At 42.7% G+C, this 23,635-nt stretch carries 21 protein-coding genes; all 21 read right to left on the reverse strand.

Going from position 1 to position 23,635, the window contains the following annotated elements; all coding sequences use genetic code 11:
- Positions 1–28 precede the first annotated feature (28 nt).
- On the reverse strand, positions 29–625 hold the full coding sequence (locus BRLA_RS15650; protein WP_003336974.1) for a dipicolinate synthase subunit B: 597 nt from the start codon (positions 623–625) through the stop codon (positions 29–31).
- Positions 612–1,520, reverse strand: coding sequence for a dipicolinate synthase subunit DpsA (dpsA, locus tag BRLA_RS15655; protein ID WP_003336973.1), 909 nt, complete (start codon positions 1,518–1,520; stop codon positions 612–614). The genes BRLA_RS15650 and dpsA overlap by 14 nt, the downstream gene beginning before the upstream one ends.
- A 163-nt stretch (positions 1,521–1,683) precedes the next feature.
- Positions 1,684–1,962, reverse strand: coding sequence for a YlmC/YmxH family sporulation protein (locus BRLA_RS15660; RefSeq protein WP_003336972.1), 279 nt, complete (start codon positions 1,960–1,962; stop codon positions 1,684–1,686).
- Positions 1,963–2,133: 171 nt separating this feature from the next.
- Positions 2,134–2,586: a dUTP diphosphatase gene (gene dut, locus BRLA_RS15665; RefSeq protein ID WP_003336971.1), complete on the reverse strand. Its 453-nt coding sequence runs from the start codon at positions 2,584–2,586 to the stop codon at positions 2,134–2,136.
- 15 nt (positions 2,587–2,601) lie between these two features.
- On the reverse strand, positions 2,602–3,858 hold the full coding sequence (locus BRLA_RS15670) for a M16 family metallopeptidase (RefSeq protein ID WP_003336970.1): 1,257 nt from the start codon (positions 3,856–3,858) through the stop codon (positions 2,602–2,604).
- A 170-nt stretch (positions 3,859–4,028) separates the two neighbouring features.
- A complete protein-coding gene (locus BRLA_RS15675) occupies positions 4,029–5,009 on the reverse strand; it encodes a polysaccharide deacetylase family protein (RefSeq protein ID WP_003341332.1) in 981 nt (326 codons plus the stop codon).
- 150 nt (positions 5,010–5,159) lie between these two features.
- Entirely contained in the window at positions 5,160–7,280 is a 2,121-nt protein-coding gene (locus BRLA_RS15680; protein ID WP_003336967.1) for a polyribonucleotide nucleotidyltransferase, read from the reverse strand.
- 142 nt (positions 7,281–7,422) lie between these two features.
- Positions 7,423–7,692 (reverse strand): 30S ribosomal protein S15, encoded by a 270-nt coding sequence (gene rpsO, locus BRLA_RS15685; RefSeq protein WP_003336966.1) that lies wholly within the window; start codon positions 7,690–7,692, stop codon positions 7,423–7,425.
- 152 nt (positions 7,693–7,844) lie between these two features.
- Positions 7,845–8,825, reverse strand: a complete 981-nt coding sequence (locus BRLA_RS15690; protein WP_003336965.1) for a bifunctional riboflavin kinase/FAD synthetase — start codon at positions 8,823–8,825, stop codon at positions 7,845–7,847.
- Positions 8,794–9,726 (reverse strand): tRNA pseudouridine(55) synthase TruB, encoded by a 933-nt coding sequence (gene truB / locus BRLA_RS15695; RefSeq protein WP_003336964.1) that lies wholly within the window; start codon positions 9,724–9,726, stop codon positions 8,794–8,796. The genes BRLA_RS15690 and truB overlap by 32 nt, the downstream gene beginning before the upstream one ends.
- The gene (locus BRLA_RS15700) at positions 9,719–10,717 is read right to left on the reverse strand and encodes a DHH family phosphoesterase (RefSeq protein WP_003336963.1); all 999 of its coding nucleotides are present in this window, start codon (positions 10,715–10,717) and stop codon (positions 9,719–9,721) included. Before BRLA_RS15700 ends, truB begins: the two co-directional genes overlap by 8 nt.
- 1 nt (position 10,718) lies before the next feature.
- Positions 10,719–11,075, reverse strand: a complete 357-nt coding sequence (gene rbfA / locus BRLA_RS15705) for a 30S ribosome-binding factor RbfA (protein WP_031309024.1) — start codon at positions 11,073–11,075, stop codon at positions 10,719–10,721.
- A gap of 35 nt (positions 11,076–11,110) precedes the next feature.
- Positions 11,111–11,392 carry a DUF503 domain-containing protein gene (locus BRLA_RS15710; protein ID WP_003336961.1) on the reverse strand — a complete coding sequence of 94 codons (282 nt, stop codon included), beginning with the start codon at positions 11,390–11,392 and terminating at the stop codon, positions 11,111–11,113.
- Positions 11,392–13,806, reverse strand: coding sequence for a translation initiation factor IF-2 (gene infB / locus BRLA_RS15715; RefSeq protein WP_003336960.1), 2,415 nt, complete (start codon positions 13,804–13,806; stop codon positions 11,392–11,394). Before infB ends, BRLA_RS15710 begins: the two co-directional genes overlap by 1 nt.
- Before the next feature lie 14 nt (positions 13,807–13,820).
- Positions 13,821–14,129, reverse strand: coding sequence for a YlxQ family RNA-binding protein (locus tag BRLA_RS15720; protein ID WP_022584414.1), 309 nt, complete (start codon positions 14,127–14,129; stop codon positions 13,821–13,823).
- Positions 14,126–14,416, reverse strand: a complete 291-nt coding sequence (rnpM, locus tag BRLA_RS15725) for an RNase P modulator RnpM (protein ID WP_003341347.1) — start codon at positions 14,414–14,416, stop codon at positions 14,126–14,128. The genes BRLA_RS15720 and rnpM overlap by 4 nt, the downstream gene beginning before the upstream one ends.
- Positions 14,413–15,507, reverse strand: a complete 1,095-nt coding sequence (gene nusA, locus BRLA_RS15730) for a transcription termination factor NusA (protein ID WP_003336958.1) — start codon at positions 15,505–15,507, stop codon at positions 14,413–14,415. The genes rnpM and nusA overlap by 4 nt, the downstream gene beginning before the upstream one ends.
- Positions 15,508–15,529: 22 nt before the next feature.
- The gene (gene rimP, locus BRLA_RS15735; RefSeq protein WP_003336956.1) at positions 15,530–15,988 is read right to left on the reverse strand and encodes a ribosome maturation factor RimP; all 459 of its coding nucleotides are present in this window, start codon (positions 15,986–15,988) and stop codon (positions 15,530–15,532) included.
- Between the two features lie 292 nt (positions 15,989–16,280).
- On the reverse strand, positions 16,281–17,252 hold the full coding sequence (locus tag BRLA_RS15740; RefSeq protein WP_003336955.1) for a DMT family transporter: 972 nt from the start codon (positions 17,250–17,252) through the stop codon (positions 16,281–16,283).
- Positions 17,253–17,434: 182 nt separating this feature from the next.
- Positions 17,435–21,751 (reverse strand): PolC-type DNA polymerase III, encoded by a 4,317-nt coding sequence (locus BRLA_RS15745; protein ID WP_003336954.1) that lies wholly within the window; start codon positions 21,749–21,751, stop codon positions 17,435–17,437.
- A gap of 164 nt (positions 21,752–21,915) precedes the next feature.
- Positions 21,916–23,631: a proline--tRNA ligase gene (locus BRLA_RS15750; RefSeq protein ID WP_003336953.1), complete on the reverse strand. Its 1,716-nt coding sequence runs from the start codon at positions 23,629–23,631 to the stop codon at positions 21,916–21,918.
- Positions 23,632–23,635 lie beyond the last annotated feature (4 nt).

Consider the following 23,635-nt stretch of genomic DNA (forward strand, 5'->3'; position numbering starts at 1 on the left):
TTCTCCTCCTAAGAGCCTGTTAGCTGCATCAATAATGGAATCTTTCTATAAGCAAAGGTTGCAACTGACGATGTTGAATAGCTAGCTCACACGTTTCCATGATGAGATCCATTCGTGCTACCAGTGAGTTTGGTTTTTTGTCAGGCGCATCCTGCCCAAACGGAACAAAATAAATATTTTTAGTGGCTAGAAGTTTTGCAATATTTGCCGCATTTAACCCCAATCCATCATTGGTTGAAATCGCCAAGACGACTGGATATAGATTGCGTAAGGTTGCTTTGGCAGCCATTAAAACAGGGCTATCTGTGAGTGCGTTCGCCAATCGGCTCGTGGTGTTACCTGTGCATGGAGCAATCACCATAACGTCAAATAGCTTGGAAGGTCCAAGCGGTTCTGCATCAGTAATAGTAGTGATAATCTCTTCGCCTGTAATCTGTTTTAATTGGTTCTGCCAATGGTTAGTCGTTCCAAAACGCGTATCAGTGGTCATCACAGTCTGGCTCGCTATGGGTACAACACGTGCTCCAGCATCTACTAAGCGCTGAATTTGCGGCATGGTTTCTTCCAAGGTACAATGGGAACCCGTTAGCCCAAATCCAACCGTTTTTCCCCTAAGATTGCTCATGATGACCCCCCTGATTCTCGGCTTGCTCCGAAAGAAGTCGTGCTAAGGTATTGGCAATGATTTGCCCGGCTGTTTTCGGTGCAACAATTCCAGGAAGACTTGGGGCGAGAATCGCTTTGATTCCTCGACGTTCTGCATAACGAAAATCAGTTCCACCTGGCTTAGAAGCAATATCTAGGATAAATGCAGTCTGTGGCATGTGTGCTATGATGTCTGATGTAATAATCAAATGTGGAATTGTGTTAAAGATAATGTCTACCTTTGAAACATACTGCTTAAAATCATCCAGATCAAAAGCATCAATGCCCATTTCATTACTACGTGCTATGTGTTCCGGACGTTTTGTCCCAACCTTAACATGTGCTCCCAATGCATGCAAAGCTCTAGCTAATGACATACCTACTCGACCTAATCCGAGAACAATCACCTCGGAGCCATGGATCGTAATATCAGTGTTTTGGATCGTCACCATCAATGCTCCTTCCACAGTGGGAATGGAGTTGTAGATAGCCACATCATCACGGTTCAATAGCTCTTTTAGTGGGACGTTATGCAGTTTTAATAGTTCTCTGAGATAAGGCTTTGCCATCCCGGTATAGACAACGCATTTTTCTGGTAAAGCTTCAATATGCTCCTTAGATAGCTGAATGCTTTTTGTAGAAAAAATGCTTTCAATCATTCCTTTGTCATCTGTACCGACGATAGGTAGGATCAGGGCATCAACATCCTTTAACACATCGCATGTTAATGGTTTTTTGTTTGCTCCTGTAAAGCTACTCTCTAAGTTATCAAAGCCAATAAGAGTAACTGTGGCGTCCAGCTGGATGCATTTTTTGATGACTTCCAGCTGACGAGCATCACCGCCAATAAAAGCAACATGTTTTCCCGTCAGCATGCCGTGTTCCCCTTTCCAAACATTTTACGCAAGATAACCTGGAAACGCAAAGAATTTTTCCGAGTCCCATGGAAAATGTAAAATAGTTGACGGACCGTTTTTTGTTCACGGTCGATGTATATGTCGTGCACTGCGGTAATCTACCGTCATCCTATTCGAACACCTAACGTTTCGTTACTGAAGTTTCCTGTGGGAAATGGTTTTGGGTAGGTTGTAACTGTACAATTATCATATCCGGACCAATTTGTACAATAGACCTCCAAGGAATCATCGTATCAGCTTTTTTCTTCCCTATCCCAAAAAAAGAAGGATTGGAAATGACAATAGAAGCAATTTCGCCTGTTATTGGATTAATTTCCATATCCGATTGTGCTATCACTCCGCGTTTTTCTCCATAATCAACATCTACAATCTCTTTACCGCTAAACTCGCTTAGTCGCATTTTACTTCCTCCTTTGTTTGTCCACTCACAGCAGAATATACGAAAAAGCTGTTCAGTTTATACGTAAGATTGTCGTAAAGGGTATTTTTTAAAATAATTCGTATAAGATCAAATAATAAAAAGGCTTCCCACTAAGCCTAATGACTTAGGAGAAGCCTTTCTACCAAACAGTTATTTACCTGTAGAACCGAATCCACCTGCACCACGTTCTGTTTTTTCCAACTCGTCAACAATCTCTAACCGTGCTTGCATCACTGGCATAAAGAGAAGCTGGGCAACACGGTCCCCTTTTTTGACCACAAATGGTTCAGTCGTGTCTAGGTTCTGCAACAGCACTTGAATCTCACCTGTATAATCGCTATCAATTACTCCAACAGCATTCGTTAGTGATATTCCGTATTTAAAAGCATTGCCGCTACGTGGGAACACTAGACCTACCATACCTGCGTCAGGCATTTGCACAGCAATCCCTGTAGGAATCTTGGCGCGTTCCCCTGGAGCAATCGTGATGTCTTGTTCAATACATGCTGCTAAATCAAGTCCCGCAGAGCCTGATGTCGCATAATGCGGTAAAGGAAGATCCGTCCCAATCATTGGAGACATTTTTTTAATGTTTACAAACACAAAAGACACCTCTTTTTACGTTAAGAATACATTTGCATCAACATTTTCCGGGAATGCTTCCAATGGACTCACCATTGCCATCGCCATTTTGGAGTGGAATAATTCTTTCGCTACTGCTAGAACAGATTCCTGACTTACACGATCTACCTTCGCAATAATTTCATCTAGTGTAAGGTGTCGGCCATGTAACAGCTCATTTTTACCCAAGCGATTCATGCGGCTGCTAGTGCTTTCTAAGCTTAGCATCAAACTACCCTTAAGCTGTTCTTTTCCTTTGTTTAATTCTTTTTCTGTAATTCCGTTTGCGCGAACATCATGTAGAACATTAGACACGATGTCAAATACTTTACCTACATGCTCTGGTGCTGTTCCCGTATAAATATTGAATGTACCAGATTCTTTATAGGAAGAGTGATAAGAATAAACAGAGTAAGCTAGACCGCGTTCTTCACGAATTTCTTGAAACAGTCGAGAACTCATGCTGCCACCCAAAATATTATTTAAAATAATTAAGGAATAAACATTGTCATGGCCCACAGCATAACCAGGCATAGACAGGCATAAATGAGCCTGCTCGGTCTGCTTTTGATGTACAATGCTTTGACCTGTAAAGGTTGGTGTAGCGATATCCATTGTTTTTCCTGCACGCTGGTACGTCGAAAATAATGATTGCACCAATGTGATTAACTCATCGTCAAAGTTACCTGCTACTGTAATTACCGTGTTCTCTGGTAAGTAGCGTTGTTCGATATATGTCAACAAATCCTCGCGTTTCATGCCTTTGAGTACATCTTCTTTTCCCAGTATCGTGTACCCTAGCGAATGATCGGCATAGGAAGCACGTGCAATCAGATCATGCACCAAATCATCTGGTGTATCCTCATACATACTGATTTCTTCTAGGACTACGTTCTTCTCTTTCTCTAGCTCCTCTGCATCAAAAACAGAGTTAAAGTACATATCAGATAAAATATTGAGAGCAAGCGGTGCGTGACGATCAAGTACACGCGCATAATAGCAAGTGTATTCTTTGGATGTAAAGGCGTTTACATTCCCACCAATTTCATCAAACGCTTCCGCTATTTCTTTTGCACTGCGAGTTGTAGTACCTTTAAAAAACATGTGCTCCAAGAAATGTGAAATTCCGTTATTTTGCTCATTCTCATATTTTGAACCCGTTCCTACCCAAATTCCTAAAGCAACGGATCGAACACTAGCTATTTTTTCGGTAACAATCCGGACACCATTTGCACACGTATATGTTTGAATCAAATCTGATCCCCCTCTATCAATCTGCTATCTCTGGCTTATGCCACACAGGGAAGCGATCATAAAGTCGCTTCCCTGTTGTACATGTTACTGATAAGCGTTTCGCTTTCAATAGAAAATAACATGTCTTACTATAGCAAAAAATAGCGTCCGGTACAATATTCCATAAGCTTCTACGGCAATCGACGACTAGAGATTACCTCGGAAACCGTCGTTGGTTTCAATCCTTTTTTCTCAGCTAGTGTCAGCATTTGATCTAGTCCTTTAGATGAGGAATCAGTTGGGTGCATTAGTATGAGCACCCCTTTATCTAACTTCTTGCGAATGCGCTCTACCATCGTTCCTACCGGTGGGTTTTTCCAATCAATTGTATCCGCTGTCCAGAGAATGGTCTTCATCTGGTAATCCTGATGAGCAATTTCTACCACCCGTTGATTAAAGGAACCAGACGGCGGAGCAAATAGAGAGGGCTTTAAACCGATTGTCTTAGAAATAATATCTTGTGTTTTGCTAATCTCTTGGCGAATACGCGCCTCTCCCAGCTTGCTCATATCTGGATGGGAATAGGCATGATTTCCTATTTCATGACCTCTATCATAAATTTTCTTCGCTAGCTCAGGATTTCGTTTGACCCAAGATCCGTCTAGAAAAAAGGTGGTTTTTACTTTATGCCGATCCAATGTAGCAAGAATTTTATCCAGGTATTCATTGCCCCAGGCTACATTTATCATGAAGCACACTGCCTCTTTTTTGGGATTCCCTCTATAAATGGGATGAGCCCCTAGCTGTTCTACCTGTACCTTTGGCATCTGTTCTTTATAGACAATTGAACTTTCATCCTGCTTTCCTGTTTTCTTCATTTGAGCAATTGTTGCGTTAACATCAATCACTCGTCCGTTATATCCCGGAATCGCTTTCCAGACAGGATCAAGATATGCATCTTGTGGTGCTTCCTCGCGTTCCTTTTGCCACTGCTCTATCTTTTCTTTAAATGGCTCCTCAATGGTAATCTGACCTTGTACAGGGGTAACGCCAACTTTTAGTTGTGTAACATATGTGTTAATTGGAGATGAGGTTACTAATCCAAACAATAACGCTCCACAAACAGTTGCTACCGCCATATATTTTCTTGTCTTTTTAGAATGCTGTTTCACGGTTTCATCACCTTTGCTTTTATCTATCGAGTTCTTACTCTTATTCTCTATCCTCTTTGTCCAATCTATGTAGAGAAAATGCTCGATAGAAGCAAAAAAAGCTTGCACCCACATAGTTTCCCATGATCGGCAAAGCTTTTTGGCTATTTATTATTCAGTTTCTTGTGGTGCAGCCTGCGCTTGTTCTTTCAAAACAGCTTTTCGAGAAATATTAACGCGGCCTTGGTCATCAATCTCGGTCACTTTAACCAAGATTTTATCCCCGACAGAAACTACATCTTCCGTTTTAGCGACGCGTTCTTCCGCTAGTTGTGAAATGTGGCAAAGTCCTTCTTTACCTGCAAACAACTCGATGAATGCACCGTATTTTTCAACACGTTTCACAGTTCCCAAGTAAGTTTGACCCACTTCTACTTCGCGTACCAAATCCTCGATGATTTGTTTTGCACGTAGGTTCGCATCTGCATCCGTAGAGGCGATAAAGATACGACCATCTTGCTCAATATCAATTTTAACGCCTGTCTCTTCGATGATCTTATTGATAACGCGACCTTGTGGCCCAATCACATCACGAATTTTTTCTGGGTTAATTGACATTGTCATGATCTTAGGTGCATAAGGAGACAAGTGATCGCGCGGAGCATTGATTGTAGCCAGCATGCTTTCCAGAATATGCATTCTGCCTTCCTTCGCTTGCGTCAATGCTTGCTCTAGGATTTCACGATTGATACCTTCAATCTTGATATCCATTTGAAGAGCTGTAACCCCTTCAGCGGTACCTGCTACCTTAAAGTCCATATCTCCCAAGTGGTCTTCCATACCTTGGATGTCTGTTAGGATGGAGAAATGTTCACCATCTGTATCCATGATCAAGCCCATTGCGATACCAGCAACTGGTGCTTTAATTGGTACCCCTGCATCCATCAAAGCAAGAACACTACCACAGATAGACGCTTGAGAAGTAGAACCATTCGATTCAATTACCTCTGATACTAGGCGAATTGTGTAAGGGAATTCTACTTCACTAGGGATGATTGGTTCAATTGCTCTTTCACCCAATGCACCGTGACCGATTTCACGACGACCTGGAGGACGAAGTGGACGTGCTTCCCCTACGCTGTAAGGAGGGAAATTATAATGATGCATGAAGCGTTTTGTTTCTTCAAGACCAAGTCCATCCAAAATTTGTACATCACCAAGTGCTCCTAATGTACAAACGCTCAATGCTTGTGTTTGACCGCGAGTAAATAAACCTGAACCGTGTGTTCTTGGTAAAATCCCCACTTCGCTCGACAATGGACGAATTTCAGTTAGTGCACGACCGTCTGGGCGAATTTTTTCATGGGTAATGAGACGACGAACTTCTTCTTTCACCATGTCGTAGAGAATTTCGCTAATTTCTCCCTCGCGCTCTGGATACACCTCAGCAAAATGAACTTGTGTCTCTTCTTTAACAGCATCGATCGCTTCTGCACGGGCATGCTTCTCTTCAACACGGACTGCTTCACGTATTTTAGCATCAGCAAAAGCACGCACAGCCTGGTCAACTTCCTCGTCTACACTATGCAAGACGACTTCCATTTTTTGCTTACCAATTTCAGCTACGATGTCATTTTGAAAAGCAACTATTTTCTTGATGTGATCGTGACCATACATGATCGCTTCTAGCATGATTTCTTCCGGTACTTCTTTTGCACCAGCCTCTACCATGTTAATAGCGTCCATCGTACCTGCCACCACTAGATGGATATCACTTTTTTCTTGCTCAGCAATCGTAGGGTTGATAATAAATTTACCGTCAATACGGCCTACAATAACACCAGCAATCGGACCATTAAATGGGATTTCAGATGTACTCAATGCAGCAGAAGTACCAATCATTGCTGCGATTTCGGTTGAACAATCCTGATCAACGGAAAGAACTGTATTTACTACTTGTACATCATTGCGGAAGCCTTCCAAGAATAAAGGGCGAATTGGACGGTCAATTAATCGGCTCGCCAAAATAGCTCTCTCGCTTGGGCGACCTTCTCGCTTAATAAATCCACCTGGAATTTTACCTACTGCATATAAGCGCTCTTCATAGTTTACCGTTAATGGAAAGAAATCCAAGTCTTTTGGTTCTTTCGAAACGGTAACCGCAGATAGAATGGTGGTATCTCCGTAACGCACTAAGACCGAACCTTGTGCCTGTTTTGCAACTTTACCAAACTCAAGCGTAAGTTTTCGGCCTGCTAAATCAAAGTCAAAAGTACGATATTGTTGCTCCATTCTTTTAGCAGTCCTCCTTAATTAGACCATTGTCTAACATGATTCTTTTCTATCTCTATGTATTATTTCCTGCTATGGCAGAAATAAAATAGATATGATAATAGAAAAAGCGGGAATTCACCCGCTTTTTCAGACGTGCCGATTAACGGCGAAGACCAAGTTTGTCAACCAATGTACGATAACGAGCAACGTCGCTGTCTCTTAGGTAACCTAAAAGGTTACGGCGTTGACCTACCATTTTCAATAGACCACGACGGCTGTGGTGATCTTTCTTATGAGTGCGTAGGTGTTCGTTAAGATTGTTGATGTTTTCCGTAAGAATTGCGATTTGAACCTCAGGAGATCCAGTATCGTTATCATGTGTACGGAATTCATTGATCAATTGAGTTTTACGCTCTTGAGTAAGTGCCATTCGTACTCACCTCCATTAATTTTCCCACTAGCTGAGCATGCCGTCGGTGAGAATCGGACAGCCAAGCTAAAGGGGCGTTCTATTTAGAACAGTACAGATTATAGCATACTTTTTTTCATAAAGTAAAGGAAATCATTCACTGTCGTTAGCATTCAAGCCAACTTAGCAAATTTATCTTTAGCAAAATTCACGTCTTGCTGGATTTGGGCGACAAGAGCATCCACGCCAGAAAATTTAATTTCATCGCGGATCATGAAGAGTAATTCTACTTCTACATTTTTTCCATAAATCTCATCTTTAAACCCTATGATATGAACTTCCAGCGATTTTTCACGCTTCTCCAGCTCAAAAGTCGGCTTAATTCCAATATTCATCACACCGTCATAGGTTTGACCATCAACGGTAATTCGAACGCCATATACACCATTTTTCCCGATTAAATAAGGCTCGTCCACACCGACATTTGCCGTAGGAAACCCGATGGTTCGACCGCGCTTGTCTCCGTGAATCACTGTTCCCTTTACCTTATAAGGGCGTCCTAACAGATGACGTACTTGCTCTACTTCTCCCTGGTGCAGATATTCCCGAATAATGGTACTACTTACCTTTTCGCCTAAACGATTTACTGGACCAATGATATCTACAGTATATCGGTCCTTGCTTAGTTCTAATAGCGTCTGAGTGGTCCCCATTCCCCGATAAGCAAACGTATTGTCAAAACCAACCACAATATGCTTGACCTGAAGCGGCAAAATCACTTCTTCTACAAAATCCTCAGGATAAATAGAGGAGAAGGCAATATCAAATTGCATGACAAAGACGATGTCTACTCCCATTTTTTCGAATTGCTCCAGCTTATCATCCAACGGGGTGATATATTGAGAATAACCACTTCTGCCTAGAACTTCACGTGGATGTGGGTCAAAGGTCAAGACACCACTTTTTATTCCATGTGCCTGGGCATGATCAATCGCTCGCTGGATGACGCGACGATGCCCGATATGAACACCATCGAAGTATCCCATGGCGACCGCGCATGGTTGTAATTCGATCTCAGATGAAAGCGGATAGGATAGTCGTATTATGTTCAAAGTCCCCACCTCATGTGCGAAAAACTTTTTCTGGTTTGGCATATAGACCTCGGTGGCTCTTATATACCTTATGAATGCCAAGTAATTGACCATTACTATACAAACAAATGAGCTTCCCTTCCTCAACCTGACAACCTGGCAAGCCTGTTTCCAATCCGTTTAGAACAGCCTTAGCTCGATCCGCTGTAATTTCATAGCGAGGCAAATAAGATAAGGCTTCTCCAATTGGAATCACAAGTTGCTCAATGCTCTTAGAGCCCTGCTCCTTGTTCATGCTGGCTTCCAATTCCTCAAACGTATGAGCATGCTGCATTGTAAATGGTCCGCTTTTGACACGAACTAACTTGGCCATATGCGCAGGATACCCCAGTTTTTGTCCAAGGTCAACACATAACGTACGCATATACGTCCCTTTGGAGCAAAGACAATAAAACGACACATCTACATATTCTGCGTTAGATTCAATGTGATGGAGCTGTAATTCATAAATAGTAACCTCGCGAGCCTTTCGCTCAATCGTAATTCCTTCACGGGCTAAATCATACAGACGCTGTCCATTTACCTTAATAGCAGAGTACATAGGAGGGGTTTGTTCGATTACGCCAAGCATTTCCTTCATTGCTTCCTCAACCCGTTCTCTAGTAATGCTCGCAGCATCCACCTTAGCTGTCTCCACTACCTCACCAGAGGCATCCTCGGTTGTCGTGGTTGAACCAATACGCATAACAACCTCATAAGCCTTTGGAAGCTCCTGTAAGTACTCCACAATTCGTGTCGCATTATTTATGCATATAGGTAACACACCTGTTACATCAGGGTCTAATGTTCCCGTATGCCCCACTTTTTTCGTTTGATAGATGCGACGAATTTTGGCAACACAATCATGTGAAGTCATTCCTGCTGGTTTATGTAAAACGAGAACTCCATGCTGCTGCTCATTCATTTCTTTCCACTCCAAGCACTTGATCTACCAATGTCAAAACAGACTTCTTGGCTTCTTCCAAAGTTACATCCTTCATCGTGCAACCTGCTGCGCGGGCATGTCCACCGCCGCCGATATTCTTAGCTATCTGAGCTACATCTACCTTCGCACGTGAACGCAGGCTAATTTTGATAATGCCTTCTTCTACCTCGGTGAATAATATTCCAACCTCGACGCCTTCAATATTACGCCCGTAATTTACAATGCCACCTGTATCATCATTGGTTGAATGGGTTTCTAAAAAATCCTGTTTTGATATTTGCATAGTGGCCACGAGTCCCTCGTTAGTCAGTTTCAGAGATGCTAAAGCACGTTTTAGAACCTGTACATGCTTTAATGTAATGCTCTCTAGACAACGTTCTGCGATCTCGGCTGAAGAAACTCCATATGTAAGTAGATGGGAGGCGATTTCCATCACGTGCGGTGTCGTATTGGAATATCGGAAACCACCTGTATCCGTAAGTAATCCTGTATAGATACATGTAGCAATTTCTTTTGTTAATGAAAAGGAGGAAGCAACACACCAATCATACATAATCTCTGCCGTTGCAGCGGCATGAGGCAGGAGAATGTTATACGTACCAAACGCATCATTGGTAGGATGATGGTCAATATTTAGAATTTGTGCATCTGGAGCAAACAAATGAGTTACTTCTCCCATCCGACTGCTATCTGCCGCGTCTACAGCGATAACGCAGGAGAATTTCTCATCCACAGTTTGTTCCGATAGGTTGATGATGTGGTTGGAGCGCGGTAAAAAGGAGAACATATCAGGTGTAGACCCTTGGTTTACTATCACATAGCTTTTCCCCATCTGTTCTAACAACAAAGCCATAGCCAGTGCAGAGCCCGTCGTATCACCATCAGGATTAACGTGGGAAATAATTAAGAAACGCTCGTTTTCACGAACAAAACGAGCGGCATCTAAGAAAACAGTTTGGTCGATATTCATCCTATTTCTCTCCTTCATTTGGGGAGATTTCACGCAAAAGGTTATCGATTTTATTTCCGTAATCAATGGAAGCATCCAGTTTGAATAGAAGCTCAGGCACATGTCTTAATTTGATACGACGGCCCACTTCTGTGCGTAGAAAGCCTCTTGCTTTTTGCAAGCCTTTCAGCGATTCTTCACGTTTGCTCTCATCTCCGAAAACGCTAATGTACACTTTTGCTTGTTGAAGGTCACTAGTTACTTCCACATCTGTTACTGTTACAAAACCGATGCGTGGATCTTTCATTTCACGTTGCAACAGAATGCTCAATTCTTTTTTGATCTCTTCACTTACGCGACTCATTCGGGTTTTATTCATGCTCATTTTGTTCACCTCCGAACGTAAATCGTACCTTAGTCGTAGTATTCCGTATCCGCACGAATTAACTCTACGTCGGAAAATGTTTCTACAAACCGCACGATGGTGGTAATTTCCTTTTGCAAAAAGGAGTATTCATTGGCAACGGCAGCTACCTCAAGTAAGGTACGCTGCCATTGCTCGTGAAAATCTATTTCAGCAATTGATACATTGTACTTATTTCGAATTTGACTCATGACGCTTTTAATAATCGAACGTTTTTCCTTAAGAGAACTCGTATAGGGCATAAACAATTCTAACTGCGTCACGGCTACCATTAGGCTTTAACTTCAACCATAATGAAGGCTTCGATAATGTCGCCCTCTTTAATATCCGTAAAACGTTCTAGAGTAACACCGCACTCGTAGTTCGTCGCCACTTCTTTCACATCGTCCTTGAAACGTTTTAGCGTATCTAATTTACCTTCGTAAATAACTACGCCATCACGAATCAATCGCGCACCTGCGTCACGGCTCAGTTTACCTTCCGTAACATAGCAACCTGCAATTGTACCCACTTTAGATACTTTGAAGATCTGACGCGCTTCCGCTTGACCAATGATCTCCTCTTTATATACAGGATCAAGCATCCCTTTCAATGCGGATTCAATCTCTTCAATTACAGTGTAGATAACGCGGTGTAGGCGGATATCAATTTGCTCCTGCTCAGCCATACTGCGAGCATTCGGTTCAGGACGTACGTTGAAACCAATGATAATTGCGTTAGAAGCATTTGCTAAAGTAACATCAGACTCTGTAATCGCACCAGCGCCTGTGTGAATAACCTTCACGCGAGTACCATTCACTTCAATTTTCTCTAAAGAACCTCGAAGAGCTTCTACAGAACCTTGAACGTCTGCTTTAATAATTAGGTTTAATTCTTTAATATCGCCTTCTTGGATTTGAGTAAACAAGTCATCCAAGGAAACACGCGCACTTGCACGGCGCTCAGAATCACGCTGTTTAACTGCACGAGATTCACCGATGGAACGAGCTTTCTTTTCATCCTCGAATACCATGAATTGATCCCCAGCCTGAGGTACATCATTTAAACCGGTGATTTCAACTGGCATGGACGGTGGTGCTTCTTTCATGCGGCGACCTTTGTCGTTCACCATAGCACGAATGCGACCGAAAGCAGAGCCTACAACGATTGGATCACCGACACGGAGCGTACCATGCTGAACCAATACAGTTGCAACAGGACCGCGACCTTTGTCCAACTCAGCTTCAACAACCGTACCGCGAGCACGTTTATCAGGATTAGCCTTTAATTCTTGTACTTCAGAAACCAATAGAATGTATTCTAAAAGTTCTTCAATACCTGTACGCTGTTTTGCGGATAGCGGGCAGAAAATCGTATCGCCGCCCCACTCTTCCGATACTAATTCGAATTGCATTAATTCTTGTTTTACACGATCTAGATCAGCAGCTGGTTTATCAATCTTGTTGACAGCAACGATAATCGGAACATTTGCCGCTTTCGCATGGCTGATTGCTTCGATTGTTTGTGGTTTCACACCATCATCAGCAGCTACAACAAGAATAGTGATATCCGTAACTTGAGCACCACGAGCACGCATTGTAGTAAACGCCGCGTGACCAGGTGTATCCAGGAAGGTAATTTTCTTGCCTTTAATTTCAACTTGGTAAGCACCGATATGCTGTGTAATACCACCAGCTTCTCCTGCAACAACATTTGTAGAGCGAATCGCATCTAGCAACGTTGTTTTACCGTGGTCAACGTGACCCATGATGGTAACAACTGGAGGACGTTCACTTAGATCTTCTTCTGCATCCACTTCAGCGATTGTTTCGAAGTTTGTTTCATCAATGACGATTTTTTCTTCTACTTCTACACCGTAATCAGCACAAATTAATTCGATGGTATCTCGATCTAGATCCTGATTGATCGTAGCCATGATACCTAAAGCGAATAGTTTTTTAATAATTTCTGCTGGCTCTCTTCTTAGCTTTTTACCCAATTCGTTTGCAGTAAGTGACTCTGTAAACGTAATTTTGCTAGGCAATTCTAACACAGGCCGTTGTACAGGGGCTCCACCTTGACGTCCATTTGAACGTTTTTGGTTTTTATTAAACTGCGGTCCTTTTCTGTTATCTTCAAAGGTTTTTTTAGTTTGTGGAGCCTTCTTAATTTTTTCGCGTTTTTCCATTCCAACTTTTGCTGGAATTTTCGCTTTGTCTGCTAGCGTTTCTTCCTTACGTTCTGCCTCAACATTGGTCGTTTGATCTTTTACTTCATTTTGCTTTGCATCTTGTTTTTTGTTTTGACTCATAGTATTTGCTCTTCGCTCCTGATTCTTCCCCTGATTTTGGTTTTGCGTTCCTCTACTCTTTGCTTGAGCTGAGGTGTTACCAGCAGCATATGCAATTTGCGGTTTTTGACCGTCTTGTTTGGGGGATTTTTCCGATTGGGATGTGGCTCGCGCCTCGCTGCTCGTTATGGTTTGTGGCTTATCTTGCTTTGGTTGTTGCACTTGTTTTGCTTGGGTGTTACCACTGGAAGCATTCGCTCGTAAATTTGCTAAATGCTGTTCCAATTTTTGTACCGTTTCTTCGTCCATAATACTCATGTGATTGCTGACATCTATATTGATTCTCTTCAAGAGAGTAACAATTTCTTTACTGCTCATGTTATGTTTCTTTGCGTATTCATATACGCGTGTCTTCATGTAATCACCCCTTGTTATGGATTAGGTGTGAGAAGGTTCTCCATGCTCTTCGCCATCTTTGTATCTGTGATGGCGACCGAGACTCGAGCTTCTTTACCAATCGCACTTCCAAGTTCGTACCTGGTCGAAAGCGAATAACAAGGCACCTTATAATACAGGCATTTGTCGGACACTTTCTTGGTCGTGTTAGCTGATGCATCTGTAGCCAGAAGGACAAGCTTTGCCTGTCCGTTACGAACCCCATTGATCACGAGACCTTCACCCGTTACTACTTTGCCTGCACGCATGGCCAACCCTAGCAATTGCGCTACTTTTTGATTCATTTCCCCATCATCTCCAGCCATTTCTCGCGGAAGTTCTCGTATTGTTCCTGTGAAATGCTGGTGTTTAGCGCACGCTCCAAAACTTTTTTCCATTTTCCAGCAGTGAAAGTATCTGGTGTGCGGCAACTCTCTTTTTGACAAACATAAGTGCCGCGTCCGGACGCCCTTCCGCTCGGATCAATCAAAATTTGTTCATCCGGCGTTCGAACGACGCGGAGCAATTCCTTCTTCGGGTACATTTCCTGACAAACGATGCATTTACGTAATGGAACTTTTTTTACTTTCATTCCATACCCACATCGCTAGCGTCTTCATCGGAAGGCTTAGGATAGGAAATCCCCTCTTGTTCAGCTTGACTTTCACTCTTAATGTCTATTTTCCATCCAGTAAGTTTGGCTGCCAGGCGTGCATTTTGTCCACGTTTTCCAATAGCTAGCGACAATTGATAATCAGGTACGATTACGCGCGTCATTTTCTCTTCTTCGTTCACTTCAACGTGAACTACTTTAGACGGACTTAACGCGTTAGCTACGTACTCAGCCGGGTCCTCAGACCAGCGAACGATGTCAATTTTTTCGCCCTTTAGTTCGTTTACGATCGTTTGTACGCGTAGACCTTTAGGACCTACACAGGCACCCACTGGATCGACCTCTTCATTTGTGGAGTGAACCGCAATTTTAGAACGATCTCCAGCTTCTCTCGCGACTGATTTAATTTCAACGACACCGTCATAAATTTCAGGTACTTCCAATTCAAATAGACGTTTTAATAGTCCTGGGTGCGTACGGGAAATGACGATTTGGGGACCCTTTGTCGTTTTCTCTACTTTAATAATATATGCTTTGATTCGGTCTTGTGGTTTAAAATCATCTGTTGGCATTTTTTCAGTGAGAGGCATTACCGCTTCCACTTTCCCCAAGTCAACAAAATAAGCGCGGGAATCTTGGCGTTGAACGATACCATTTACGATATCTTCTTCACGATCAATAAATTCATTATAAATAAGTCCGCGTTCTGCTTCACGAATGCGTTGCGTAACGACTTGCTTCGCCGTTTGAGCCGCAATGCGTCCAAAATCACGAGGCGTTACTTCAATTTCAACGATGTCATCAATGCGGAAGTTAGGATCGATTTCATTAGCAGCCTCCAAAGAAATCTCCAAACGAGCATCTAACACATCTTCTACAACATTTTTACGTGCAAACACGCGAACTTGACCTGAATGGCGGTTTACATCAACACGAACGTTTTGTGCGGAGTTAAAGTTGCGCTTGTAACCAGAGATCAGCGCTGCTTCAATCGCCTCAATCAAAACCTCTTTGTCAATCCCCTTTTCCTTTTCCAGATCATGCAGTGCTGTAATAAACTCTGCATTCATTGTACTAATGTCCTCCCCTCAATTAAAAGACGATAGCCAATCGGGCTTCGCTTATTTGATCCATTTTAATTGTATATTTGTTTTTTTGTTCAGAAATCGTTAACGTATCACCGTCAAACGCTTCTAGTGTACCTTCAAACAACGTGTGACCGTCCACCGCTTCTTTGGTGGTGATATGTACGTGTTTGCCTACAGCCTTGTGATAATCTTTTTCTTTACGTAAGGGACGCTCCGCTCCAGGCGAAGAAACCTCTAAGAAATATGCGGTTGGAATCGGGTCCAATTCGTCCAGCTTTGCACCTAGTTTTTCACTAACGGTACCGCAATCTTCAATATCGATGTTGGACGAATCATTATCGATAAAGATACGCAAAAACCAGTTGCTACCTTCCTTCTTGTATTCGATATCCACCAGTTCCAATCCTGTTTCTTCAAGGATAGGAGTCAGTAGTTCCTCAACAATTTGCACTACCTTGCTCAAGCAAGTTCCTCCTTTAAGCAGATCCATACTGTTATAAATGTGTAACCGGCTACCAAAGTGGCACCGGGTGGTCACAAATCTAATTCTTTGCCACAAGAAGCTTTCTAGCTAGAAATCCTCTGTGGTCAAGAAGAAAGAGTGGGTTTCCCCACTCTCGTACGTGTATAACCAGTATTTCCAAAAAAATTATAGCATAATACCATGGCTCTTGACAACCACTGCCTCATTTGATCAGACTTTCCAAAAACATGCTGAATCCCTATTATACCAGTCATTGTAAAGCCCATCTTACTCAATCTGATACATGAAAAGGGGGTGTTTCCTTTTCTTTCCGACCCGATACTAGGCTATGTAAAATCATTCCCAGCATGATAAGCAGGAGCCCCGTTGAAGCCACTGGTGTAGGCAAGCTGGCAGATAACCACACGACCTCTCCTGCTGTAGCAAATAAGACTTCCATCGATTGTGTTGCTTCTACAGCCGCTAGGCGACGCATGTTGCCTTTCACCATTTCCGTAGCTCGGAAAAATAACACCGTTGCACAAATTCCTGAGAAAATCGCAACGAGAGAGGTTTGGAATACCTGACTCTGACTTGGCGCCCCATCTACAACCAAAGCTGTTATCGATAACAGCATCCAAAACGGCATACTGCAAATTGTCATACCAAGTACACGCTGATAGGTATCGACTCGCTCTCCACAAATTTGCATCATTTTACGATTCCCTAACGGATAAGCAAAGGACGCTACTACAACTGGCAAAAATCCTAACAGCACTTCTTTAGGTTGTAGTACACTCGCTTGTTCGCTCTGCATGAACACAATTCCAAGTAAAATGATGCTTGACATCCATAACCCCGGAAGCGAGATTTTCCCTCGCACTAATTGTACGCCCTGTGAGCCTGTTTTCTGCTCAAAAAAGAAAGGAGCCAGCAAAGAGCCAGAGATGATTGTAATCTGCCATGTTCCCGCTATTAACCATCCTGGACCATACGATTGAGCAAAACAAAAAGGGGCGTAAAACAGGCCAAAACCAACCGTGCTCCATAATATCCATTCTTTTGGATGCTTTTTAATCTCTATCCATAGCATTCCCAGATTTCCTCGTAAAAACACAAGAAACAATAGTGGCGGTAGCATGAAAAAAAAGCGAAGTGCCGCACTCCACATCCAACTGCCTCCAGCAAGCTCCATGGAACGATTCAATACAAAGGTAAAGGCAAAAAAGAAGGAAGATATAATCCCAATCCAAATCGGCCGCATGCCGTACCACCTCTATTTCAAGCTTTCAACTTACCTCACTCTACTATGAAAAATCACTTAGAAAACGGCAACCTAACAATCTCCTTCTACCCTACCAAAAATTAATCATAGTGATAGATGGATAGATCGTTAACGTTGCCATTCTCAACGTATGATCAGTAAACTGCACTATGCTTTAATCGTTAGAACAAGGACAATTGATTTGAATCTGGCATACCTTGGAGGGCTCCCTGCTCGGCTAGATATTCCAAAATTGTTTTGGAAATTTTGGAACGGCTAAGTAGGTCCTCTTTTGATAAAAATTCACCCTGTTCACGTGCTTCTACAATGCTGATTGCTGCGTTAGTTCCTAGCCCTGGAATCGCATTAAACGGTGCAATAAGCTTGTTTCCATCAATCAGGAACTTCTCAGCGTCTGAACGATATAGATCGACATTGGTAAAGCTAAAGCCTCGCTCTACCATTTCCAAGGCCATCTCTAATACAGTCAAGAGAGATTTTTCTTTTGGTTGGGCATCGTGACCTTTTTCCTCAATCTCTTCAATCCGTTGGCGAATAGCTGCTGATCCTTGTACCATTAACGGGATATCGAAGTCATCAGCACGAACTGTAAAATACGTAGCGTAAAATTCTAGCGGATGATGTACCTTACAATAAGCAATTCGAACCGCCATCATTACATAAGCAGTCGCATGCGCTTTCGGGAACATATACTTAATCCGTTGACAAGACCCTATGTACCATTCAGGTACATCATGCTTGCGCATTTCCTCTTGGTCTTCCTCGCTGACACCTTTTCCTTTACGCACTGATTCCATTATTTTAAAGGCTTGTGATGGTTCCAGTCCTTTATAGATCAGATATACCATGATATCGTCACGGCAACCGATAACCTCAGACAGCTTACACGTCTGATTACGTATCAACTCCTGTGCATTGTTTAGCCACACATCGGTTCCGTGCGAGAGACCAGAAATCTGTACCAATTCAGCAAAGGTGGTTGGTTTTGTATCTTCTAGCATCTGACGAACGAATTTCGTACCGAACTCCGGTATTCCCAACGTCCCCATATTCGTACGAATTTGATCAGCCGTTACACCTAGTGCTTCTGTTGAACTAAAGATAGACATCGTTTTTGGATCGTCTAATGGGATTTGTTTCGGGTCTAATCCCGTCAAATCCTGAAGCATCCGGATAACGGTCGGATCGTCGTGACCCAGAATATCGAGCTTTAATAGATTGTCATGGATGGAATGGAAGTCGAAATGCGTTGTTCGCCATTCAGATTTAACATCATCAGCAGGGAATTGGATCGGACAAAAATCCTCCATATCCATATAATCAGGCAAAACAATAATTCCCCCTGGATGCTGTCCAGTCGTACGTTTAGCGCCCGTACAACCATTAACCAAGCGAGCAATCTCTGCTCCGCGAAGCATTAGCTTGCGCTCTTCCGCCCATTTACGAACATAGCCGTACGCTGTCTTTTCGGCAACTGTACCTATCGTTCCTGCACGAAAAACATTATCGATACCAAATAGGTCTTGTGTATATTTATGCGCCCTTGGCTGATAGTCACCTGAGAAATTTAAGTCAATATCGGGAACCTTATCTCCTTTAAATCCAAGGAAGGTTTCGAAAGGAATATCTTGGCCATCTTTCATATATCTAGTGCTGCATTTCTCGCAATCCTTGTCCTTTAAGTCGAATCCAGAACCAATGGAGCCGTCCATAATAAACTCGCTATGCTGACAGTTTGGGCAAACATAGTGAGGCGGCAGTGGATTAACCTCTGTGATATCGGACATAGTCGCTACAAAAGAAGAGCCTACTGATCCCCGTGACCCTACTAAATAGCCGTCGCTGAGTGATTTTGTCACCAATCTCTGTGAGATCAGATAAATAACACCGAATCCGTGTTTAATAATACTGGTCAGTTCTTTTTCTAGACGTTGTTCAACAATTTCTGGCAACGGATCGCCGTAGATGCGCTTCGCTTTGTTATAGCACATATCACGAAGCTCTTCATCTGCCCCTTCAATTACAGGGGTATACAAACGATCTGGGATCGGGCTAACATCTTCAATCATGTCAGCAATGGCATTTGTATTGTCTACTACAATTTCTTTAGCCTTCTGTTCACCCAAATAAGAGAAGGCCTCTAGCATTTCCTCCGTAGTCATGAAATATAGTGGAGGTTGGTCGTTAGCATCCTGGTCTCCTTTTGATAGCAAGAATACTTCACGAAACGTATGATCTTGAGGGTGTAGAAAATGAACATCTCCTGTGGCCACAACAGGCCGTTCCAAATGCTCAGCAATGCGTATCAGTGTTTCATGATATGTCTTTACAACGTCCGTGTTAGGGATCGTCTCGTTGCGCAATAGAGGTTTGTAATGCTCCAAGGGCTGCAACTCAATATAATCATAGAATGTAGCAATTTCTTCTAATTCTTGTTCAGGTTTACCACGCAGAATGCCTTGGAATAGCTCCCCTTCTTTACAAGCCGTTCCAATTAACAAGCCTTCTCGATATTTTGTAATCTGGCTACGCATAATACGTGGTACGCGGAAGAATGTTTCCGTATGCGAGATAGACACCAGCTTATACAGATTTTTTAAGCCTTCCTTGTTTTTCACCAATATCGTAGCGTGAAAAGGACGGGTACTCTTATAATCCGCTTGAGCGTTGCTGCGCTCATTTAGCTCAGAAAGTGTTTTGATCTCTGCTTCCTTCACGTCTTTTAACATGAGCTGGAAAACCTTTGCTAGTGCAACGGTATCGTCCAACGCCCGGTGAGCATTGATTAGTTCAACATTAAAGCGTTTTGCAAGCGTTCCTAATCGATAATTGCGCATGCCTGGATACAGCATGCGTGCGAGCGGCAAAGTGTCTAAAAAAGAATTTGTCCACGGTTCCATTCCTACTCGAATGGCACACGCATTAATAAATGCTTGGTCAAATTCGGCGTTGTGGGCCACAAGAATCGAATCCCCAGCAAATTCTTTAAAACGGCGCAAGACAACGTCCAGCTTCTGTTTTCCCCGTAGCATTTCGTTTGTAATCCCCGTAATCTCCGTGGTTTTAGGACCAACCAAAATACCAGGATCAATTAATTCTGTCCATTCTTCAATGATTTCTGAGCCTATCATTTTTACAGCCGCGATTTCAATAATGGTATGTTCATTCGCATTTAAACCTGTTGTCTCTGTATCAAATACGACATAAGGGGTCTTGTCATCAATGGCGTAATTCGTTGCTCCACGATCTAGGTTATAGACAATATTAATACCATCTTCCACTACATAGGCTTCTAAACCTAGAATACATTTGACACCGTTCTTTTTCGCTACACTATAAGCCTCAGGGAATGACTGTACGACACCATGATCTGTAATCGTAACAGCTTTGTGTCCCCATTTAGCAGCTTGTGAAATGTAAGATTTAACAGAAACAACTCCGTCTAACATGCTCATAGGAGTGTGAGCGTGTAGTTCAACCCGTTTTTCCTCTGCTTGGTCCTTACGTCCTTGCTGTTCAATCTGGTTGATGTCATTTGCCATCATTACCAGCTCGCGCATAAAGGTATCATGCTGAACGCTACCGCGCGCTTTAATCCACATACCGTCCTTAATCGCTTCAAGTACTTTAACATCTTCCTTGTCACGGGAAAAGATTTTGACCGTTAACGAATCCGTGTAATCTGTCAGATGGAATGTTAGGATGTGACGCCCACTTTTTAATTCTCTAATTTCTACATTAAAGACTGTACCTTGTATCGTAATTCGTCTTTCTTCCTCTTGAATCTCACTGATAGGTACAGGCTCCTCCTTGATGTCATATCCAATGGTAACGGTGGTAATCGCTTCAGCTTCTTGTCCATTCTGGCGCTCTTTCTCTGCTTGAGCCTGCTGCGTCATGACATTTTTAACCAATGCTCGTTCTTCTTCTTTACGTTGCTCAATAAAGGCCTGCATAGCCTCGTCATTTTCTTCGGCTTGGAACAGAAAGCGCGGGCGTACCTGTGCAATCTTCCAAAATGCTTGGGTCAGTTGTTCATCTGCTTTTTTCGATTTCATAATATCTACTGCCATCTCAGTAGGTAACAATAGCTTTACTTGGTCTCCCGCTGTCTCCACTCGTCCTGTTTTCAGGGTACCTACCAATGTTTGCAAATGTGCATCTGGATCGTTGAGCAAGTAATCCCAGTATTCTTCCACCACAATATGTACGGGCGGCTGCAAGGAATAACGAAAAATCGCGTCAACCTTAGCTAAATGCGCAAAGGTTTGCTGCAATCGTTTCGTAAACGCACGATATATATCAACTGGCATCATTTTTTCAAATGTAAAATGAAATATCCATTCTTTGGTTTGTTTATATACTTCCAGCTTCTCAATATACCCCTCGGTAAAATAACGCTCAACCATCTCTTGGGGAACCTCTAATTGCTTGAGGAGCAGAGAAAATCTATGTTTTTGTTCTGTTAATAGATCCATTTTTTCTCACCTCTCGCTTTTCTCCTTCTCTACCTTACGACAAAATGCTAAGCAGAACCAACGGTAATATCTACATAGAAAAGGTACCCCTTGCGCTTCTGGGGTACCTTTTTCTTTTCTACAAAATTCAAAGCAATTCCTGCATTGCTTTTTGATACCTAACTCTATAGGTTTGCTAGCTGTTCTTTTACATAAGAGACAAGCTCGCTCACAGCTACCACAGTAGCCTCACCTGTACGTCTAATGCGAACTTCAACTGTACCTGGTTCCAATTTATCAGAAACCGTGATTCGAAGCGGTAAACCAAGTAAATCGGCATCCTTAAATTTCACACCGGCACGTTCTGTACGGTCATCGTACAATACTTCTACTCCCGCAGCTTCTAATGCGGATGTAATCTCTTCACTCATTTCACGCTGTTGATCAGATTTGACATTGATTGGAATTACATGTGCATGATAAGGAGCAACTGACGTTGGCCATATGATACCATTTTCGTCGTTGTTTTGTTCAATTACCGCAGCCAGCGTACGAGATACGCCGATACCGTAGCATCCCATGATCATTGTTTGTTCACGGCCATTCTCGTCTAAGAATTTAGCACCGATTGGCTCTGAGTATTTTGTACCCAATTTAAATACGTGACCTACTTCTACACCGCGGGCAAAAGCGATTGGAGCTTGCGTACGTGGGCAAACGTCACCCTCCTGAATATTTCGCAGATCAGCAAAACGAGATACTTGATAATCCCTTCCATACTGCGCGTTCTTCAAGTGGTAATCTACTTCATTTGCCCCGATAATGGCACTAGCCACCTCTTGAACGTAGTTGTCCGCTACTACCTCAATTTTTCTCTCACCAGCACCCACAGGACCAACAAAACCAACTGGAGCACCTAGCTTCTCCATGATTTCTGCTTCAGTCGCCATGCGTACATCAATTGCGTCAAACATATTTTTCAGCTTCACTTCGTTCAATTCATGATCACCACGAATCAAAACAAGTACAAACTGATCATCCACCATGAATGCTAAGCTTTTCACGATGTCTTTGCCTTCAACACCCAGACCCTCTTTTAATTGCTCAATGGTTTTGATGTTTGGAGTGTGAATTTTTTCTAATGGAGCTACGTCTGCTTCTGGGGAAGTTGGTCCGTTATACAATACTTCCGCTTTCTCCAGATTAGCTGCATAATCGCCCTCTGTAGAATAAGCAATCGTATCCTCACCGATTTCACACAACGCCATAAATTCATAAGTTCCCGTTCCACCAATAGAACCCGCATCTGCTTCTACCGCACGATAATTAAGTCCAACACGAGTGAAAATACGGTGATAAGCATGGAACATATCATTAAAGCTCTTATCCAAGCCCTCTTGAGTTGTATCAAAAGAATAAGCATCCTTCATCATAAATTCCCGACAACGAATGAGTCCAAAGCGCGGGCGTACCTCATCGCGGAATTTTGTTTGAATTTGATACAAGTTAATTGGTAGTTTTTTATAGGAGTTGATTTCACTAGCTACTAAAGTAGCTACAACCTCCTCATGAGTTGGCCCTAAAGCAAAACGACGATCATGACGATCACGTAAACGCATCAACTCAGGACCATAATGATCCCAGCGGCCGCTTTTCTCCCAAATTTCTGCCGGTTGAATCGTTGGCATTAAAATCTCTTGAGCACCTGCGTTATTCATTTCTTCACGCACGATGTTTTGAATTTTTTGGAGGACACGTAGAGCTATCGGCATAAATGTATAGATACCGGAAGCTAACTGTCTTGCAAGACCAGCACGCAACAAAAGTTTATGACTGGCAATCTCTGCGTCTGCTGGTACCTCGCGTAAAGTAGGGATTAGTAATTGGCTTTGCCTTAACACACAA

Source organism: Brevibacillus laterosporus LMG 15441, from assembly GCF_000219535.2.
Classification (GTDB): Bacteria; Bacillota; Bacilli; order Brevibacillales; family Brevibacillaceae; genus Brevibacillus_B; species Brevibacillus_B halotolerans.

Coding starts and splice junctions, on each gene's coding strand:
- BRLA_RS15650 (WP_003336974.1), bottom strand. CDS start 625: ATGAGCAATCTTAGGGGAAAAACGGTTGGATTTGGGCTAACGGGTTCC.
- dpsA (WP_003336973.1), bottom strand. CDS start 1,520: ATGCTGACGGGAAAACATGTTGCTTTTATTGGCGGTGATGCTCGTCAG.
- BRLA_RS15660 (WP_003336972.1), bottom strand. CDS start 1,962: ATGCGACTAAGCGAGTTTAGCGGTAAAGAGATTGTAGATGTTGATTAT.
- BRLA_RS15680 (WP_003336967.1), bottom strand. CDS start 7,280: ATGGAGCAACAATATCGTACTTTTGACTTTGATTTAGCAGGCCGAAAA.
- rpsO (WP_003336966.1), bottom strand. CDS start 7,692: ATGGCACTTACTCAAGAGCGTAAAACTCAATTGATCAATGAATTCCGT.
- BRLA_RS15690 (WP_003336965.1), bottom strand. CDS start 8,825: ATGCCAAACCAGAAAAAGTTTTTCGCACATGAGGTGGGGACTTTGAAC.
- truB (WP_003336964.1), bottom strand. CDS start 9,726: ATGAATGAGCAGCAGCATGGAGTTCTCGTTTTACATAAACCAGCAGGA.
- BRLA_RS15700 (WP_003336963.1), bottom strand. CDS start 10,717: ATGAATATCGACCAAACTGTTTTCTTAGATGCCGCTCGTTTTGTTCGT.
- rbfA (WP_031309024.1), bottom strand. CDS start 11,075: ATGAATAAAACCCGAATGAGTCGCGTAAGTGAAGAGATCAAAAAAGAA.
- BRLA_RS15710 (WP_003336961.1), bottom strand. CDS start 11,392: ATGGTAGCCGTGACGCAGTTAGAATTGTTTATGCCCTATACGAGTTCT.
- infB (WP_003336960.1), bottom strand. CDS start 13,806: ATGAAGACACGCGTATATGAATACGCAAAGAAACATAACATGAGCAGT.
- BRLA_RS15720 (WP_022584414.1), bottom strand. CDS start 14,129: ATGAATCAAAAAGTAGCGCAATTGCTAGGGTTGGCCATGCGTGCAGGC.
- rnpM (WP_003341347.1), bottom strand. CDS start 14,416: ATGAAAGTAAAAAAAGTTCCATTACGTAAATGCATCGTTTGTCAGGAA.
- nusA (WP_003336958.1), bottom strand. CDS start 15,507: ATGAATGCAGAGTTTATTACAGCACTGCATGATCTGGAAAAGGAAAAG.
- BRLA_RS15740 (WP_003336955.1), bottom strand. CDS start 17,252: ATGCGGCCGATTTGGATTGGGATTATATCTTCCTTCTTTTTTGCCTTT.
- BRLA_RS15745 (WP_003336954.1), bottom strand. CDS start 21,751: ATGGATCTATTAACAGAACAAAAACATAGATTTTCTCTGCTCCTCAAG.